At 71.1% G+C, this 16,480-nt stretch carries 21 protein-coding genes and 1 pseudogene; 11 read left to right on the top strand and 11 right to left on the bottom strand.

Going from position 1 to position 16,480, the window contains the following annotated elements; all coding sequences use genetic code 11:
* The first annotated feature begins 106 nt into the window (after positions 1-106).
* The 5 genes from ACGFY5_RS41675 (at position 107) to ACGFY5_RS41655 (ending at position 3,921) form a co-directional block, all read left to right on the top strand.
* Positions 107-841, top strand: coding sequence for an STAS domain-containing protein (locus ACGFY5_RS41675; RefSeq protein ID WP_392729990.1), 735 nt, complete (start codon positions 107-109; stop codon positions 839-841).
* A gap of 104 nt (positions 842-945) precedes the next feature.
* Positions 946-1,881: an acyl-CoA dehydrogenase gene (locus tag ACGFY5_RS41670; protein WP_392729988.1), complete on the top strand. Its 936-nt coding sequence runs from the start codon at positions 946-948 to the stop codon at positions 1,879-1,881.
* On the top strand, positions 1,875-2,621 hold the full coding sequence (locus ACGFY5_RS41665; RefSeq protein WP_392730068.1) for a PIG-L deacetylase family protein: 747 nt from the start codon (positions 1,875-1,877) through the stop codon (positions 2,619-2,621). Before ACGFY5_RS41670 ends, ACGFY5_RS41665 begins: the two co-directional genes overlap by 7 nt.
* Positions 2,618-3,217, top strand: coding sequence for an SAM-dependent methyltransferase (locus ACGFY5_RS41660; RefSeq protein ID WP_392729985.1), 600 nt, complete (start codon positions 2,618-2,620; stop codon positions 3,215-3,217). Before ACGFY5_RS41665 ends, ACGFY5_RS41660 begins: the two co-directional genes overlap by 4 nt.
* Positions 3,211-3,921 carry a glycosyltransferase gene (locus tag ACGFY5_RS41655; protein WP_392729983.1) on the top strand — a complete coding sequence of 237 codons (711 nt, stop codon included), beginning with the start codon at positions 3,211-3,213 and terminating at the stop codon, positions 3,919-3,921. The genes ACGFY5_RS41660 and ACGFY5_RS41655 overlap by 7 nt, the downstream gene beginning before the upstream one ends.
* Before the next feature lie 93 nt (positions 3,922-4,014).
* On the opposite strand, the gene ACGFY5_RS41650 is transcribed toward ACGFY5_RS41655, so the two are convergent.
* Together ACGFY5_RS41650 and ACGFY5_RS41645 are read right to left on the bottom strand one after the other, a co-directional pair.
* Positions 4,015-4,530: a DUF1360 domain-containing protein gene (locus ACGFY5_RS41650; RefSeq protein WP_392729980.1), complete on the bottom strand. Its 516-nt coding sequence runs from the start codon at positions 4,528-4,530 to the stop codon at positions 4,015-4,017.
* Positions 4,530-4,709, bottom strand: coding sequence for a hypothetical protein (locus tag ACGFY5_RS41645; protein ID WP_392729978.1), 180 nt, complete (start codon positions 4,707-4,709; stop codon positions 4,530-4,532). The genes ACGFY5_RS41650 and ACGFY5_RS41645 overlap by 1 nt, the downstream gene beginning before the upstream one ends.
* Before the next feature lie 105 nt (positions 4,710-4,814).
* On the opposite strand from ACGFY5_RS41645, the gene ACGFY5_RS41640 reads away from it, so the two are divergent.
* Positions 4,815-5,816, top strand: a complete 1,002-nt coding sequence (locus tag ACGFY5_RS41640; RefSeq protein ID WP_392729975.1) for a Gfo/Idh/MocA family protein — start codon at positions 4,815-4,817, stop codon at positions 5,814-5,816.
* On the opposite strand, the gene ACGFY5_RS41635 is transcribed toward ACGFY5_RS41640, so the two are convergent.
* The 5 genes from ACGFY5_RS41635 to ACGFY5_RS41615 form a co-directional block, all read right to left on the bottom strand.
* The gene (locus ACGFY5_RS41635; protein ID WP_392729972.1) at positions 5,813-6,022 is read right to left on the bottom strand and encodes a hypothetical protein; all 210 of its coding nucleotides are present in this window, start codon (positions 6,020-6,022) and stop codon (positions 5,813-5,815) included. The two genes, ACGFY5_RS41640 and ACGFY5_RS41635, sit on opposite strands and share 4 nt — an antisense overlap.
* Before the next feature lie 159 nt (positions 6,023-6,181).
* A complete protein-coding gene (locus tag ACGFY5_RS41630; protein WP_392729969.1) occupies positions 6,182-6,454 on the bottom strand; it encodes a DUF4235 domain-containing protein in 273 nt (90 codons plus the stop codon).
* Positions 6,451-6,858, bottom strand: a complete 408-nt coding sequence (locus ACGFY5_RS41625; protein ID WP_392729967.1) for a DUF3618 domain-containing protein — start codon at positions 6,856-6,858, stop codon at positions 6,451-6,453. The genes ACGFY5_RS41630 and ACGFY5_RS41625 overlap by 4 nt, the downstream gene beginning before the upstream one ends.
* Positions 6,855-7,304 (bottom strand): phage holin family protein, encoded by a 450-nt coding sequence (locus ACGFY5_RS41620; RefSeq protein ID WP_392729966.1) that lies wholly within the window; start codon positions 7,302-7,304, stop codon positions 6,855-6,857. Before ACGFY5_RS41620 ends, ACGFY5_RS41625 begins: the two co-directional genes overlap by 4 nt.
* Before the next feature lie 13 nt (positions 7,305-7,317).
* Positions 7,318-8,301, bottom strand: coding sequence for a YihY/virulence factor BrkB family protein (locus ACGFY5_RS41615; protein ID WP_392729964.1), 984 nt, complete (start codon positions 8,299-8,301; stop codon positions 7,318-7,320).
* 218 nt (positions 8,302-8,519) lie between these two features.
* On the opposite strand from ACGFY5_RS41615, the gene ACGFY5_RS41610 reads away from it, so the two are divergent.
* Positions 8,520-8,939: an STAS domain-containing protein gene (locus tag ACGFY5_RS41610; RefSeq protein ID WP_392729962.1), complete on the top strand. Its 420-nt coding sequence runs from the start codon at positions 8,520-8,522 to the stop codon at positions 8,937-8,939.
* Here ACGFY5_RS41610 and ACGFY5_RS41605 read toward each other — a convergent pair.
* Positions 8,925-10,205, bottom strand: a complete 1,281-nt coding sequence (locus ACGFY5_RS41605) for a glycosyltransferase (RefSeq protein WP_392729960.1) — start codon at positions 10,203-10,205, stop codon at positions 8,925-8,927. The genes ACGFY5_RS41610 and ACGFY5_RS41605 overlap by 15 nt on opposite strands.
* Positions 10,206-10,676: 471 nt before the next feature.
* Here ACGFY5_RS41605 and ACGFY5_RS41600 point away from each other — a divergent pair.
* The 4 genes and pseudogenes from ACGFY5_RS41600 to ACGFY5_RS41585 all read left to right on the top strand — a co-directional run.
* Positions 10,677-11,144, top strand: a pseudogene (locus tag ACGFY5_RS41600) (SRPBCC family protein); the annotation flags it as partial.
* Positions 11,145-11,417: 273 nt separating this feature from the next.
* Positions 11,418-11,897 (top strand): ATP-binding protein, encoded by a 480-nt coding sequence (locus ACGFY5_RS41595; RefSeq protein ID WP_392729957.1) that lies wholly within the window; start codon positions 11,418-11,420, stop codon positions 11,895-11,897.
* 230 nt (positions 11,898-12,127) lie between these two features.
* Positions 12,128-12,889 (top strand): RNA polymerase sigma factor SigF, encoded by a 762-nt coding sequence (locus tag ACGFY5_RS41590; RefSeq protein ID WP_392730066.1) that lies wholly within the window; start codon positions 12,128-12,130, stop codon positions 12,887-12,889.
* A 4-nt stretch (positions 12,890-12,893) separates the two neighbouring features.
* On the top strand, positions 12,894-13,358 hold the full coding sequence (locus ACGFY5_RS41585; protein ID WP_392729955.1) for an SRPBCC family protein: 465 nt from the start codon (positions 12,894-12,896) through the stop codon (positions 13,356-13,358).
* A 35-nt stretch (positions 13,359-13,393) separates the two neighbouring features.
* On the opposite strand, the gene ACGFY5_RS41580 is transcribed toward ACGFY5_RS41585, so the two are convergent.
* From ACGFY5_RS41580 to ACGFY5_RS41570, 3 genes are all read right to left on the bottom strand, one after another.
* The gene (locus ACGFY5_RS41580; protein ID WP_392729954.1) at positions 13,394-14,989 is read right to left on the bottom strand and encodes a phytoene desaturase family protein; all 1,596 of its coding nucleotides are present in this window, start codon (positions 14,987-14,989) and stop codon (positions 13,394-13,396) included.
* Positions 14,986-15,999 carry an SDR family oxidoreductase gene (locus ACGFY5_RS41575; protein ID WP_392729951.1) on the bottom strand — a complete coding sequence of 338 codons (1,014 nt, stop codon included), beginning with the start codon at positions 15,997-15,999 and terminating at the stop codon, positions 14,986-14,988. Before ACGFY5_RS41575 ends, ACGFY5_RS41580 begins: the two co-directional genes overlap by 4 nt.
* 103 nt (positions 16,000-16,102) lie before the next feature.
* On the bottom strand, positions 16,103-16,480 hold the full coding sequence (locus ACGFY5_RS41570) for a hypothetical protein (protein WP_392729948.1): 378 nt from the start codon (positions 16,478-16,480) through the stop codon (positions 16,103-16,105).

Here is a 16,480-nt window from a genome sequence, read left to right as displayed (position 1 = left end):
GCCAGTAGCATGGAAACCGGACGAATTCTTCGAGTCCTTCGGGGTATCTAACGCCTCGTCCGAGAGTGGGTCGCGCATCTGAGCGCGGCAAAATTGCGAGGGCTCGATGCTCACCTGCCAAATCGACAGGACACTGCCTGTCACGGTGCTTCATCTGGCCGGTGAGCTGCGCCTCGGTACCGTTCATCAGATCCGTGCCGCACTGATCAAATGCCTGGTCGAATGCCCGGAAGCGGTCATCGTCGACCTGTCCCACGCAGAAGTTCCCTCCCCCGTCGCGCTGTCGGTCTTCGGGGCGGTCAGCCGTCGCGCCAGTGAATGGCCGGTGGTCCCCCTGGTGCTCACGGCGAGCTCGCCGAACATCCGGGAGCGTTTGGAACCGGTCACCCGGCTCTGGCAGATCCCGGTTCACGCGTCGCTGGAGGATGCGATCGCCCTCGCCGCGCTCCATCCGCCGCCCGTCCGGCGGGCGAAGCTCGCGCTGCGTCCCGGCACCATAGCCATGCCCCGGGCCCGGGCGATGGTGGCCGACTCGTGCCGCGAGTGGGGGCTGAACGACCTGTTGCTGCCTGCCGAACTCATCATGTCGGAGCTGGTCAGCAATGCGGTACAACACGCCGCAACAGATCTGGTCGCGAGCGTGGTGTTCCGCTTCGACCTGGTCCACCTCACCGTCAGTGACGGCGATCCCACTCCGCCGCGGAAAAGCTCCGGCTATCCGCCGATCGGCGCCCTGAGCGGACGCGGTCTGCTCCTCGTCGACGAGTTCGCCACCGCGTGGGGCTGCATGCCCCTCGAGGGCGGCAAGGTCGTCTGGGCCACGCTCCGCCTGCCCGCCTGACCGAAATCACGGTTGGACCTGCTCGGACCGGGGACAACTTTCCCACAGGTACCGACAGAAGCAGGTGGGTTGCCATCCGTCCCCGTATCGACCTGCCCGCCGAATTGACGGGCGAGCCTCCCGCTGACGCGTTGTTCGCCGCACGCAAAGCCGGCGTACTCGATCTTCCGCTGCCGGGTCAGGGCCACACGGCCGCGCGGTTCGCCGCCCTGGCCGGGCTCACGCGGGCCGACACCGTGCTCGGCCGGTTGGCGGAGGGTCACACCGACGCCCTGGCAATCCTCGCGGAGCTCGATGGCCCCGCACCGGACGAGGCGGTCTGGGGCGTGTGGGCCGCGGTGCCGGACTCGGTCGTTGCCGTTCGCGAGGACGGCGACTGGTGGCTGGCCGGTGACCGGCCCTGGTGCTCCGGAGCCGGGGTGTGCACCCGGGCGCTGGTCACGGCCGCCACCGACGAGGGTGTGCGGCTGTTCGCCGTTGACGTCGGCGAACCGGCGGCGACGCCGCTGGACGGTACGTGGCCCGCGGTGGGGATGGCCGGCAGTGACAGCCGGACCGTGCGGTTCACCCGTGCCCGGGGAGTGCCGGTGGGCGGGGTCGGTGAGTACGTGAACCGTCCGGGGTTCTGGGCGGGTGGCGCAGGGGTGGCCGCGTGCTGGTACGGCGCTGCCGTGGGGGTGGCCGATCGGTTGTTCGCGGCGGCGCCGACCGATCCGCACGCGCTGGCGCACCTGGGTGCGGTGGACACCGCACTCGGCAGCGCGTCGGCGCTACTGGACCAGGTCGCGGAGCTGATCGACGCCTCGTTCGACGCCGTCGCGCTGCGCCGGCCGGTGCGGCGGCTTCGTGCCGCTGTCGAAGCCGCGGCGACCGCGACGCTCGACCACGTCGGGCGGGCGCTGGGTGCGCGGCCGCTCTGCCAGGACGCCGAGCACGCGCGCCGCACCGCCGACCTCACCGTCTACCTGCGGCAGAGCCACGCCGAGCGTGACCTCGCCGACCTCGGCGCCGACGTGCTCGCCGTCGGAGCCGACTGGTGACCCCCCTGATCCACGGCGTCGGCACCCCCGAAGAAACCTGGCAATCCTGGCCCACCTCCTGGCCTTTGCTGGACCTGCCCGACACTCCTCCGCTCGTGGTCGCACCACACCCCGACGACGAGATCCTCGGCGCAGGCGGCCTCATCGCCCGCCTCGCGACCGGGCGCCCCACGACCGGGCACGCGGCAGGCGTCGAGGTCGTGGCGGTTACGGATGGGGAGGCTTCGCATCCGGGGAGCACCGTGTACTCGCGGGCGGAGCTCGCGGCGCGGCGGCGGGACGAGACCGACGAGGCGCTCCGGCGGCTGGGCCTGGACGCGCCGACGATCCACCACCTCGGCCACCCCGACGGCCACGTCGACGAGCCAGCCCTGACCGCCGCCCTGACCGAGCTGCTCAACCCCGGCCGCTGGTGCCTCGCCAGCTGGCGAGGCGACGGTCACCCCGACCACGAAGCAGTCGGCCGCGCAGCCGCGAAAGCCTGCGCGGACACGGGTGCCCACCTGGTCGAATACCCGATTTGGACCTGGCACTGGGCCGAACCCGGCGACCCCCGCGTGCCCTGGAACCGCTGCCGCCGACTCCCCCTCGCCGAGGCTGAACGCGCCGCCAAACGCCACGCGCTCACCGCGTTCGTCACCCAGGTACACCCGCTCGGCCCGCGTCCCGAGGACGCGCCGATCCTGCCGCCGCACGTCCTCGCCCGCTTCGACAGACCCACGGAGGTCTTCTTCGTATGAGCCTCCCCACCGAATACTTCGACCGGATGTACGCCGCCGCCGACGACCCCTGGGGATTCCGTTCCCGCTGGTACGAGGAGCGCAAATACGCGCTGACGCTCGCCGCGCTCCCCCGGCGCCGCTACCGCTCGGGGTTCGAGCCCGGCTGCTCGATCGGCGTACTCACCAGGGGGCTCACAGCGCGCTGCGACGCGCTCCTGAGCACTGACGTCGCCGAGGCGGCGGTGACAGCGGCCCGCACCAACGCCCCCGGCGCCCGCGTCGAACTCCGCCGGATCCCCGACGACTGGCCCGACGAACAGTTCGACCTGATCGTGCTGTCCGAGGTGGGCTACTACCTCGAGCGCCCGGCGCTCGAGCGACTGGTCGAGGCGACGATCGCGTCGCTCGAACCCGGCGGTGATCTGGTGCTCGTGCACTGGCGGCACGATGTCGCCGACTACCCGCTCGACGGCGACACGGTCCACGCCGCGTTCACCGGCCGGCCGGAGCTGTCGCGGACCGTCTCCCACGAAGAGGCCGACTTCCGCCTCGACGTCTACGCCCGGGTTCCCCCGGCCGCGCGGTCGGTCGCGGCCCGCGAAGGCTTGTGCTGACGCGGATCGCCGTCGTGGTGCCCGCCCACGACGAAGAACAACTGCTCCCCGCCTGTCTCGACGCTCTACGCGAGGCCGCGCGCCACGCACCGCTCCCCGTCGACGTCCTGGTCGTCCTCGACTCGTGCCGCGACGACACCGCCAAGATAGCCACTGACGCCGGCGTGGACACCCTGGCAGTGACCGCCCGCAACGTCGGCGCCGCCCGCGCCGCGGGTGCGGCAGCGATGCTCACCGGCGCCCGCGGGAGCAGGACGCCGGGCACACGCGCCGACGCCGCGCAGGCCGACGGGGCCTGGCTGGCGTGTACGGATGCGGATACGCGGGTGGGGCCCGACTGGTTCTCGCAGCAGATCCGGCTCGCCGAGGCCGGTGCGGACGTCGTCACCGGAATCGTCGTGGTCGACGACTGGAGCGACTGGCCGGACAACACCGCTTCGGCCTTCCGCGACGCCTACCGCAAGGGCGTCCGCAACGGCCAGCACGGGCACGTGCACGGCGCGAACCTCGGCCTCACCGGCACCGCGTACCACCGGGCCGGCGGGTTCCGGCCAGTGCCGGTGGGCGAGGACCAGGCGCTGGTCCGGGCCGCCACGGACGCCGGGCTGCGGGTGGTCCGCAGCACCGAGGTCCGTGTCGTCACCAGCGCCCGCCCCCGTGCCCGCGCGCCGGAGGGCTTCAGCGCCTACCTCCACGCCCTCTGAGCGGTCCCGTTCGGACGCCCCCGAGCGCGCCGCACCGGGACCGCGTCAGACCGGGACCGCGTCAGTCCGGGACCGCGTCAGTCCGGGACCGCGTCAGACCTTTTCCCGCACCGCCGTGAACGCGAAGTGGAGCATGTCGGAACCGGCCACCGCGGTCAGCGCGGTGGCCGCCAACCGGGTGAACCCAGGCACGAACACCAACCCCGCGGCGAACCCGGTCGCCACCCACATCGAGACGCAGAACGGGCAGTTCACCAGCTCACCGGCCGCGTGCCGGAGCGGATCGTGGTGAGTGGGCTCCTCGTTGACCTCACCCTCCCCCGCAGGTTCCTGGAATTGCGTGAACGGCGCCCGTAACGGGCTGGCGATCGCGTCCTTGGTCAGGATCCGGCTGAGCTTGTAGGTCGCGGCGGTGAGCAGGGCGACGTCACCGGCCGACACCGTGCGCGGTGGCTTGCGCCCGAGCGCCGCAGCCAGGCCAGTGAGCCCTGCCACCGTGCTCCCGTACGCCCCGATCAGCGTCAGGTACCCCCGCAGCGGACGATCGTCGTCCGCCTTCCGCGAGTACCGATCCGCCACCCGCGACGCGGCAGCTAACACGTCCGCCATCAGTCGTCCGCTCCCTCGGTGTCGGTGGTGGTCAGTCCGGTGCCCCCGGGGTTGTCGAGGTCGGCCGGTCCCGGCTGACGCGCGGACACACCGGTGCCGTCAGCGGGCGGTAGGTCGGACGGCGGCGTCTCGGTGGAACCGCTCGGCAGACCCTGGTCCCCGGAGTCGCTACCAGGCACTACCGGTCTCTTCTCGTCTTGAGTGCTCACTTCCGGGGCATGACCGCTACGAGGAGAGGAAAACCTGACCAGGCGCAGGCCCCCAAATAGTGGACAATGAGTCAAGTGGCGAACACGCGATGTCGGATCGGTCTGGTCGGTGCGGGGCGGGCGGCGAATCGGCACGCGTCGGTCCTCTCCCGGTTCCACGACGTGTCGATCGTGGGCGTCACCGACCCCGACGTGACCGCTGCCGCCGCACTGGCCGCGCGCACCGGCAGTACTGTCGCGCCGACGCTGTCCGCACTGGTGGGCCTCCACCCGCACGCGGTGTTCGTCTGCGTCCCACCGCACGCACACGGTCCGATCGAGGACGAGTTGCTCGACGCCGGTGTGCCGATGTTCATCGAAGCGCCGCTCGGCGTCGACCGGGACGGGCCGGACGCGCTGGCACGGCGGGTGGCGTCGGCCGGGGTTCTCACCGCGGTCGGGCACCACTGGCGGTACTCGGCAGCGGTGTCACGCGCACGGTCCGCGCTGACCGGGCGGCCGATCCGGTTGGTCACCGGGTCCTGGTTGGGCACCGCCGACAGCGCGCAGTGGTGGGGACGCCGGGACCAGTCCGGAGGGCCGCTGATCGAACAGGTCGTGCACCTGCTGGACCTGCTGCGGGCACTCGTCGGCGAGGCCGTCGAGGTGTACGCGATGGGCGACGACATGCCCCTGGAGGGCGCGGACTTCGACGGGGTGACCGCGGCGACGTTACGGTTCGCGTCCGGCGCGGTGGGCACACTGGCCACCACGTGCCGCTTCGCGCCCCGCGCGATCGACGGCCACAGCAACGGGCGCCAACTGGCCGAACTCGAGGTCTACGCCGACGGCGCGGGCGTCCGGATCACCGAGGACGGCTGCGAGATCCGGGTCGGCGACCGATCCGAGTGGCACGCGGTCGATGCCGACGCAGCCGTCCACGCACTCGACCGCGCGTTCGTCGACGCGGTCCGTCGCCCGGAGGCACGCAGTGGCGTCCTCGTCGACTACGCCCAGGCAGTGCGCAGCCATCGCCTGGCGCACGCCCTGACGCGCTCGGCATCCGAAGGACGCCCGCTGCGACTCCGAGCGGACTAGGGCCGGCCCCAGGTGGAGCGCATCTGGCCCAGGTAACCGCTGTTCGGCGGCGTTTCGCCGTGGAACGCACCGGCTGTGGAGCCGGCGAAAAAGGCGTGGCGCTCCGCGCGTGCCCACGCGGCGGAGGCGTTCGCGGCCCGGGTGGCCCGGGCCCAAGCCCACGCGATGAACGTTCCTCGTCGAGCGATCGCCGCGGCCTGCGTCATGCTGCACTCTCCTGATCGACACGTCCCCTGCTGGAAGAGGACCGATGACAGCTACCCGGGTCGCGGGAATTCATTCCTCTACCGGGGCTGTACCGATCGAGAGAACACACATGGAGCCGTACGCCCGGTCGGGACGTACGGCTCCATTATGGTCGAACTTCAGTCACCGGGCCATTCGCCGGTCGAGCGTGCCCATGCCTGTGCGCCACCACGGTCGATCGCGGCCTTGACCACGGCGTAGATCGCGCCCTGAATCGCGGCGGCGAGCAACACCTCACCCCAGCCGTACTCACTCTGGGTCGCACCCGGCGCGTCGTCCTCGCCGGACACTCTCTTCCATACCTGCTTGAAGATGACCCCGGCGATAAGACCTCCGGCCATACCGGAGGCCAGACCGATCGGCCGGTAGACGATCTTTGACGCCTTGCTCATCGGCCGAACCTCCGCCGCACCGGCGTCGCCCGCCGGGCCTGCAGCGTGCGACCACCGATCACGAGCGCGACGACGGTCGCGGCCGCACCGGCGGCAACCTGCGGCCACGGCGCGTACCGCGAGAGCGCCTGCTTGCCGCGCTCCGTCGACGCCTGGGCCTTCACGCGGCTCACCTCGGTGCGCTCGGCGGCCTTGGCCTTGAGCGAGTCGAGCTGCACCTTCGTGGTCTCGACCTTGTCACGCACCTGCTGCTTGGTCTGCTCGACCTTGGCCTGCGCCTGGGCCTTCACGTCCGCCTTCGCCGCGAGTGCCTCGACCGTGTCCCCGAGGTCCGCTCTTATCTCGGCGATCTCGGCGCGCAGCTGATCTGGGTCCTTCGCTTCGGTCTTGTCCGAGGTCGTCATCGGTGCGCACGCTCCTTCACGGTGTCGATGTCGCGCTTCACGCCGTCGACCGCCTCGGCCGGGACCGGCGGGGTGGCCTGCTGGAATTCCTTCTTGCCGGTCAGCGCGAGCACACCGGCGACGGCGAACAGCACCACGGCGACGATGAGCGCGGACGCCCACACCGGGAGGACGAGTGCCAGCGCCGCGATCGCCGCGGTCACCAGCGCACCGACGCCGTAGAGCGCCACGACGCCGGCACCGCCGAACATCCCGGCGCCCACCCCCGCCTTCTTGCCCTTCTGGGTGAGCTCCAGCTGCGCCAGCTTCAGTTCGTCCCGCACCAGCGTGGTGACCTGGTCAGCCATGCGGGTGACGAGTTCGGCGGTCGATGCGGAAGCGGCGTCGAACCGGCCCGGCGAGGGCGGGTCGACGGGCTGAACCCGCTGCTCCGTATGGGTGGCCATTGAACTTTCCTTCCTAGGTGAGCGAACCGGAGGTGCTGGGACCCACCTCGTCGGCTTTCTGGGCGCCCCGGTGCCCGAGGGGCTCCGCCGGTCCTGTGGTGCTGTCACGCTCGGTCTGCGCCTCGAGCTCGGCGTTCAGTTCGGCGCCGAACAGAATCGCCATGCACGAGATGTAGAGCCAGAGATTGAGGACGATGACGCCGGCCAGTGCGCCGTACGTCTTGTTGTAGCTACCGAAGTTGTTGACGTAGAACGAGAAGCCCGCCGACGCGATCAGCCAGAGCACGGTGGCGACCACGGCGCCCCAGGAGATCCAGCGGAACCGCGCGTTGCTCCGGTCGGGCGCGAAGCGGTACAGCAGGCTGAGCCCGAACATCATCAGCACCGCGAGGAGTACCCAGCGGCCGACGCTCACGACACCGCTGGCGAACGAGCCGAGGTGGAGTGCGTCGAGCACCGGCGGCACGACCGCCACCAGCAGAATCGCCACCACGAACGCGACGATCGCGCCGAGCGTCATCACGATCGCCAGACCGCGCTTCTTGAGGAAGTTGCGCTCGTCCACCTCGTCGTAGGCGGTGTTGACGGCCTGGATCATGCCGTTCATGCCCCCGGACGCGCTCCACAGCACGGCGGCGAGCGAGATGACCAGGCCGATCGAGAGGCCCTTGCCGCTGGCGTTCGTCGCCGCCGTGATCGGGTCCGTGATCACCTGCTTGACGTCCGCGGAGAGGCTGGCGGTGAGCTCGTCGATCTGGGTGGCGATCTGCTCCGGGCTCGCCACGAGGCCGTAGACGGTGATCGCGCCGATCGCGGCCGGGATCAGCGCCAGCCAGGCGTAGAACGCGGCAGCCGCAGCGGCGTTCGAAATCTGGTCGTCCTTGAACTCGCGCACGGTGCGGACCAGGACGTCTTTCCACCCCCGCAGCGGGATCTGGCTCGGCGAGTCCGCCTGGCGCCCGCGCGCGGCGCTCGAACCGGCCGACACTGCGGTCATGTGATCACCCCCTCGCTTGGTATGCCCTCCCATACCCCGCGTGACGGTTGTCAATACACCGGAAGCCGGGGTGGATCTTCCCGGTTGTCCGGTCCACCCTGTTATCTGGGCCACGTCACACGTAGTCTTGACACGATGGGAGCGGTTGAGCAGCCAGCCACTTCAGGCCGTGCGCCCTGGCGCGCGCCCGCGTGCGGCGTTCAGCGAGGGAGCAGCCCATGGCCACACCGAGAGCCGAGTACAGCACAGCCGAGAGCGGCGTCGAAGTTCGCACCGTAGCCGAAAGCGCCGGTTCACCCGTGCAGGAGACGTTGACGGTCGCCACGCAGCGTGACGCGACCGGACTCACGACCGTCGAAGTCGACGGCGAACTCGACATGCTCACCGCGCCGACGCTGATGTCCGTCGTCGACGAAGCGCTCGACCGTGGCTGCAACAGGCTGCTCGTCGATCTGCGCCCGGTGCGGTTCCTCGGCTCCAGCGGGCTCACCGCGTTGATCGCGGTGGCCCGGCGGTGCGCGAGTGATCAGGTACAACTGCGTCTGGTGGCGGATGGTCCCAGTGTGATGCGGCCGCTGGAGATCACCGGTCTCGCGGCCGCGTTCACGACTGTCACCGACCCGCTAGACGCCTGGTAGGTCGCTGCTTTCCAGCACCTCGACCTCGGGCGCCACCTCGAGCGGCTCCTCGAGCACGGGGATCGGCAGCAGGCGTGCGTAGACGCGCTGCGTGCTGTCGGCAACCCGCGACCACTCGTACCGGGACCGCGCCCGGTCGGCGCCCGCGACACCGAACCCGAGCCGGCGCACCGGGTCACCGAGCAGTGACCGGACCGCCGACGCGAGCTGATCGGGCCGCCGCGGCGCAACCAGCACCCCGGACACACCGTCCACGACCACGTCGGACACCGCGCCGACCGCCGTGACCACGACCGGAATGCCGCAGGCCATCGCCTCGAGCACCGGACCAGCGCTGACCGGCCCGAACCACGGCACGCACACGACCGCGTCCGCCGAGCGCAGCAGCGCCGGTCGGTAGCCGGGATCCGTGCGGTCGGCGTCGGGGTCGGCGAACGTGACCCGCTCGGCTACGCCGAGCTGTGCTGCGCCCTTGCGCAGGCGCGCGATCTCGTTCGCACCCTGGTGATCGTCCGCCGTGGTTCCGCACACCACCAGTTCGACGTCCGGCAAGCCGCGCAGCGCGGCGATCATCGTCTCGAAGCCACTCGCCGGTGTCAGGTCGCCCAGCGCGACCAGGCGCGGCTCCTCGGACGCGTCGGTGGCCGGCCCCGGGGCGAAACGCTCGACGTCGATGCCGGCGGGCACCATCGTGATGCGCTCGCGCGGCACCCCCATCCGGGAAAGTTCTTCGACCTCGTCCTCGCTGCCGGCGACGACCGCGTCGACGGACCGGGCCAGGGCGACCTCGAGCCGGATCCGGTTGGAGATCGCGGCCGCAGGAATCGCCTCCGGGGCACGCCGAAGCTCCGCACCGAACCCGGCGAGCGTCAGCACGATCGGCATGGGAGGAAGGCTCGCACCCCCGCCGACCAGTGCAGACTCGCGGAGCTGCTGGCGGGCGGCCGCAGCCGCCAGGCCGGAGGTCCACGAGTAGGCGTGCACGACGTCGGGCGGATCGTTGCGCCACTCGCCGGCCAACCCTCGGCCGAACTCGCTCATCCAGGTGGACAACTCGTGCTCGGGAAGCGACTTCGCCGGACCGGCGCCGACCTGGCGAACGCTCACGCCGGTCGTCGGCTCGGCCGCGGCGGGGGCCTTCGAATCGGAACGCCGGGTGTAGACGACGACCTCGTGGCCTGCCTCGGCGAGCGCCGCAGCCAGGGCGCCCACGTGGCCGGCCACCTCGCGCCCGCGAGTCGTCGGCAGGTCAGCCGGCGCTGACACCATCGCGATCCTCATATGGCAACTGCCCTTCCGAAGCGGATGAGACAGGGGGAACCCGCTCCTCTTCTAACGCTAAGCCCAATCAAGCTGATTCGCAGCAAACCGACCCCGGGCCGCGCGTCTCCTCGGTCCGAGGACGTACACCACTCACCGTAAAGCGCTCCGGTCACAACGCAACACGAGCGCCCCCGCCCGGGGGACACGTCGCGAATCGCCCTGAATCAGGTGTGTGAGGGCAGCAGACCCGGGTATGGGTGCTGTGGCCCCGCCAGCCGACAGGCACGGCGTTACCGCTGGCAGGCGGTGGGGCGGAGACGAAATGAGCGGCCGGGCGGAGAACCCCGGGGTCCGCTGATCAGGGCCCGCACGTCGGGCCCGCCCCTCGGGTCCAGCAGCGGGCCCCCACGGCGGAGAACCCGTCTGCCAAGTCCGACCGGATGGTCCGCCCGCGCGATTCGGGAAGCCGTCCTCATGGAGGAGGAATACGTGAGCACCATCGAGCGATCGATCGACGTCCGCGTGCCGGTTCACACGGCTTACGACCAATGGACGCAGTTCGAGACGTTCCCGCAGTTCATGGAGGGCGTCGAGGAGATCCGTCAGATCGACGACCTGCACACCCACTGGCGCACGAACATCGCCGGCGTCAAGCGTGAGTTCGACGCCGAGGTCACCGAGCAGCGCCCCGACGAGCGGGTGGCGTGGAAGAGCACGACCGGGGAGACCCAGGCCGGCGTCGTCACGTTCCACCGGCTCGACGACGAGAACACCCGCATCATGCTCCAGCTGGACTTCCAGCCCGAGGGCGCGGTCGAGAAGGCCGGCGACGCGCTCGGCCTGGTCTCGCACCGGGTGAAGGGGGACCTGGAGCGCTTCAAGAAGTTCATCGAGGAGCGCGGGGGCGCGACCGGCGCCTGGCGCGGCGAGGTGGACGCCCCGCCGCAGAAGGGTGACCTCGCTACGGATACCCGCAGTTCAGCTAGCACGAGCACCCCGAGGACGGAAGAGGACCCGAACGCGATCGCACACGGCGTGCCGCCGACGACGACGGGTCTGACCAGGGAAGAAGCTCAGCGCGCGCACGACGAGGGCCGCCCGGCGACCCCTCCGGTGATCTAACTCGAACGAGCCTGGATCCGAGCCGCCCGGAACCGCAACCGCGGTCCGGGCGGCCGGGCCGGACGCGGCAAACGCAGAAAGAGGGGGCTTCCGGTGCCAGCGACACTCCGCCATGCACACTCCGCCCAGATCCACCCGGCACCGACTGCGCTTTCTCGCTCCACGCGCGACCCGGATGCCGCCGACAACGCCGTCGAGGTGATCTGCCCCGCGACGGCCGAACAACTGCCCGTGCTGCGTGCGATTGCGACCTCGATCGCGCTCCGCGCGGACGCCGACCTGGATCTCGTCGCCGATCTCCGGCTCGCCGTCGACGAGGCCTGCAACTCGCTGGTCCGGGCCGCCGGGCCGGGCGAGCCACTGCACTGCCGCTTCATCCAGCATCCGGACGCCGTCGAGGTGGTGGTCGCGGCCTGGGCGCCGCAGCCGGCCACTGCCGAAGACGAGCTGGGCCTCCTGCTGCTCAACAGCCTCACCGACCACATCGCGACCGAGACCCAGGCTGTCGACGACGGGTTCGAGCTGCGCACGTCCCTGGTGATGAAGGTGCACCCGGAAGGGGCACCCTCGTGACGCAACAAGGAGGGAGCGTGGACGTCCGCGCCCCCGGCCTACGCCCGGCGGACTCCGAGGACACGCAGTCGGAGCTCCGCCCGGAAGCAGATCTCGGGATCCAGCGGGGGCGCGACATCTGGGGGGAACCCGAGACGGAGCGTCCCAAGCCCCGCAAGGACGGCGGGACCGACGGTTACAGCGCCTCCAAGCTGACCGCCCACCTCACCGACCAGGGCAACGGCCGACGCCTGGACTACGACGACTACTCCACCGTCGCGCCGCTGTTCGAGCAGTACGCCAAGCTCGACGACGACGATCCGGAGCGCGTCGCGCTCCGGGAGAAGCTGGTCACCGCGCACCTGCCGCTGGCCCGGCACATCGCGCGCCGGTTCGCCAACCGTGGTGAGCGGCTCGAGGACCTGACCCAGGTGGCGATGGTCGGCCTGATCCAGGCGATCGACCGGTTCGACCCGTTCCGCGGCGTCGAATTCCTGTCGTTCGGCATTCCGACGATCATGGGCGAGGTCCGCCGTCACTTCCGTGACCAAGGCTGGTCGGTCCGCGTTCCACGTCGGCTGAAGGAGCTGCACCTGTCGATCAACGCGGCGGTCAGCGAGTTGTCGCAGCACAACGGACGGGCACCGACCGCCAGCGAGCTGGCGGCGCACCTGAACCTCTCGCGCGAGGAAGTGCTGGAGGGGCTGGAGGCGGCAAACGCCTACCAGTCGACGTCACTCGACACGCCGGTCGGCACCGAGCCCGACGCACCCTCGCTGGGTGACACGCTCGGTGGCGAGGACACCGCGATCGACGCCGTCGAATACCGGCAGGCGCTGCAGCCCCTGCTGGCGAAGATTCCGCCGCGGGAGCGGCGCGTGCTCGCGCTCCGGTTCTTCGGGAACCAGACGCAGACGCAGATCGCCCAGGAGATCGGCGTCTCACAGATGCACGTGTCCCGGCTGCTGGCCTCGACGCTCGCGAAACTGCGGGCGGGTCTGCTGGAGGAGTGAGCTAGTGCAGAGCGTGCGCCTGACGATCCCGACCACCCCTGACCGCGTCTTCTCGGTCCTCGCCGACGGCTGGGCGTATGCCAGCTGGGTGGTCGGCGCCAGCCACATCCGGGACGTCGACGCGGGCTTCCCCGCGGTGGGCACCCGCATCCACCACAGCGTGGGCGGCTGGCCGGCGATGGTGAAGGACGACTCCGAGGTGCTGGAGATCGAGCCCGACCGAAAGCTCGTGCTCAAGGTGAAGGTGTGGCCGCTGTTCGCCGGCATCGTCAAGGTGGAGCTGAAGCCGGACGGCGACGGCACCATCGCGACCATGTCGGAGGAGTTCGTCGACGGCCCCGGCAAGTTCCTGCCGGAGCCGCTGATCGGGCCGCTGCTGAAGGCCCGCAACCGGGAGTCGCTCCAGCGCCTCTCCGCGCGGGCCCTCAACGACGACCGCTACGCGGCCGGCGGGTCACGCGGTAAGTAAGCAGGTACGTCGCTCCGACCGGGCGGTCCCGCTTCTCAGCGGTAGACCGCCCGGTTCGCTGCGCGAATGAGGGAGGCGTAGGCGGGCCCACCGAGCGAGTCGCGCTTGATCGCCGCGCGCGCCGCGTTGCTCCCCGGACCACCGTGCACACCGCCGCCCGGGTGCGCGGACGCACTGGCCAGGTAGAGCCGGTCGATCGGGGTGTCGGAACGGCCGAGCCCCGGCACCGGCCGGAAGAACAGCTGCTGGTGGATCGCGGCGGTGCCCAGGTTCGCGACGCCCTCGGGCAGCGACGGGTTCCCGTGCGTGACGTCGGCAGTGCTCAGCACGCGGCGGGCGACGATGAGGTCGGCGAACCCGGGGGCGTGCTTCTCGAACAGCGCCTGGACCTTGTCGGCGTGCCGCTCGGTCTCCCCCGGCTCCCACACCCGGCCGTGCGGCACGTGCGTGTACGCCCAGAGCGACTCGCCGTTGCCCGGCGCGCGCGACGGGTCAGCCACGGCCATCTGGCCGGCGAGCACGAACGGACGCTCGGGAATCTTCCGGCGGGCCAGATCGGCGCCGTACTGGGTCAGCCCGTCGAGGTCGACGCCGAGGTGCACGGTGCCGGCCCGGCGGGCGGCCTCCGCGGTCCACGGCACCCGGTCCGACAGCGCCCAGTCGATCTTGATGATCGCGTTGTCCCAGGCGAAGCGATTCAGGTCGTCGATCATCCGCGGCGGCAGGTGCCGGTCACCGACCAGCTGCCGGTACAGGTGCGGGGCCGCGGTGTCGGCCAGCACGGCCTTCCGCGCCTGGATCAACGCACCCGACGCCGTCCGCACGCCGACGGCCTGTCCGCGCGCCACCAGAACCTTCTCGACCGGCTCGTTGCAGCGCAGCTGACCGCCCGCCGCGGCGAGCCGGGACACCAGCGCGCCGGTGAGCGCACCCGCGCCACCCTCCGGCACCGGGAAGCCCTGGAACTGGCCGAGCATCGCGAGCAGCCAGCCGAAGATCGAGCTGGCCGCGCTCTCCGGCTGCAGGTCGGTGTGGAGTGCGTTCCCGGCGAGCAGCACCTTCGCGCCTTCGCCGGAGAACGTCTCGGCCGTGTACTGCTTGACCGGCTGCACCGCGAAGCGGGCGAACCGCAGCGCCTCCGCGACACCGAGGCCCTTGAGCAGTCCGGCTGCGGCGCGCACCGGCGGGAACGGCTGGAACAGCGCGTTGATCAGCTGGTCGGCGACACCGCGGAACCGCTCGGCCTCGCGACGCCACGCGTCACCGTCACCGGGCGCGAACACGTCGACAGAAGCCGCGGTCTCGTCCAGGTCGCGGGAGAGCAGGGCGGCCCGGTCGTCCGGGAGCACGTGGGCGAGCACGTGCGGCGCGTGCAACCAGCGCAGACCGTGCTGCTCGAGGTCGAGGCCGGCCAGCACCGGAGAGGCACCGCCCAGCGGATAGAACGCGCTGCACAGGTCGGCGATGTAACCGGGGCTGATCTCATCGGAGCGGACGGCACCGCCCGGCTCGACTGCGGCTTCCAGCACCAGCACGTGCCAGCCTTGGTCAGCGAGCATGTTCGCTGCTACCAGCCCGTTGTGCCCACCACCGATGACGACGGCGTCGACGGTCTCGGTCGGGGTGGTCATCGGCGGCCCTTCACCAAGACGGCGGTCGCGGCGATCACCGCGCCACCGGCAGCGAACACCAGCGGTTTGCGTCCGGCTGCCCAAGCCTGCCAGCTGTGCGACTTCGCCCGGTCGTCGAACACGCCGTGCGCGCCCCGATCCTGGACGTCGTCCAGTGGGCGGCTCAGGTTGTCCTTCCAGGCCGTGGCGTCGATCCGGTCCGGCGTCTGCTGGCTGTCGACGCCGTTGCGCGCCAGGTAGTGATCCAGCAGGCGCGGGATGAACTTCTGGCCCCACCGGGTGGCGACGGTGATCAGGCCGACGTCGAGCATGCGCTGACCGGTCTCGGACGCGCGGACGATCGCCTCGGCGCCGACCTCCGGCTGGTAGATCGGCGGCACCGGCTGGGGGTGGCGGGGCAGCCGCGTGCGCACCCAGCCGAACTGCGGGGTGTTCATCGCAGGCAGGTTGACCTGGCTGATCCGGACGTCGCTCTTCTCGGCGAGCAGCTCCACCCGCAGCGACTCGGTGAAGCCGGCCACCGCGTGCTTGGACGCGCAGTACGGCGCCTGCAGCGGGATCGAGCGGTAGGCCAGCGACGAACCGACCTGGATGATCGTGCCCTGATTGCGGGCGCGCATCCGCTTGAGCGCGGCCAGCGTGCCGTTGACGAAGCCGAGATAGGTGACTTCGGTGACGCGCTTGAACTCCGCCGGGCTGATGTCCCAGGTGTAAGCGAACACGCTGGCCATCGCGTTGTTCACCCAGACGTCGATCGGGCCGAGCTCGGCCTCGATGCGGGTGGCGGCGGCCTCGACGGCGTCGGCGTCGGAGACGTCGGTCTGCACCACGAGTGCGGCGGCGGCGCCGTGGTCGAGGGCCTGGTGGCGGGCGGCCTCCAAGCCGGCCTGGCCGCGGGCGAGAAGTCCGACCGCGGCTCCCCGCCGGGCGAAGGCCAGTGCGGCGGCGCGACCCACGCCCGCGCTCGCACCGGTCACCACGACTACAGGGGCACCGGACGCTGTCGGCATGGCCGTCGTCTCCTCAAATCGGCGCGATGTGCTCCGACGAGGTGCCCGAGGCGTCCCCCGGGCAAACCGTCAACCGGACGCCCGTTGGGTGAACGGTTTCACTTCAGTCCAGGCCGTGGACCTTGCGTCGGGCGATGAGCGTGAGCGCGTGCAGTTCGCGTGACGTCACGAGCGTGCCGTCGAGGTCGCCGGTGACGATGGCTTTCTCGCCGATCGGCAGGGCGGAGAACACGCGCCGCAGCCCGTCGATCGTGATCGTGGCGCCGGCCACGAGCGCGACGGTCAGCTCCGGGTGGCGTCGCCGGCCGTCCTGCACGTCGGTGAGCGTCACGGTGCTCTCCACGATGTCGAAGCCGCTGATCGTGCCGACCAACTCGACGCGCTGACCCCGGCGGCGGCGGTCCCGCACCACCGGCGCGTCGGCGACGGCGGCGAGCGAGTGCGTGCCGACGGCGGCGGCGGCAAACAGGTTGTCGGTCAT

The sequence above is a fragment of the Cryptosporangium sp. NPDC048952 genome, assembly GCF_043197895.1.
In the GTDB taxonomy this organism is placed as follows: domain Bacteria; phylum Actinomycetota; class Actinomycetes; order Mycobacteriales; family Cryptosporangiaceae; genus Cryptosporangium.
This window is presented reverse-complemented; position numbering and strand designations above follow the sequence as displayed.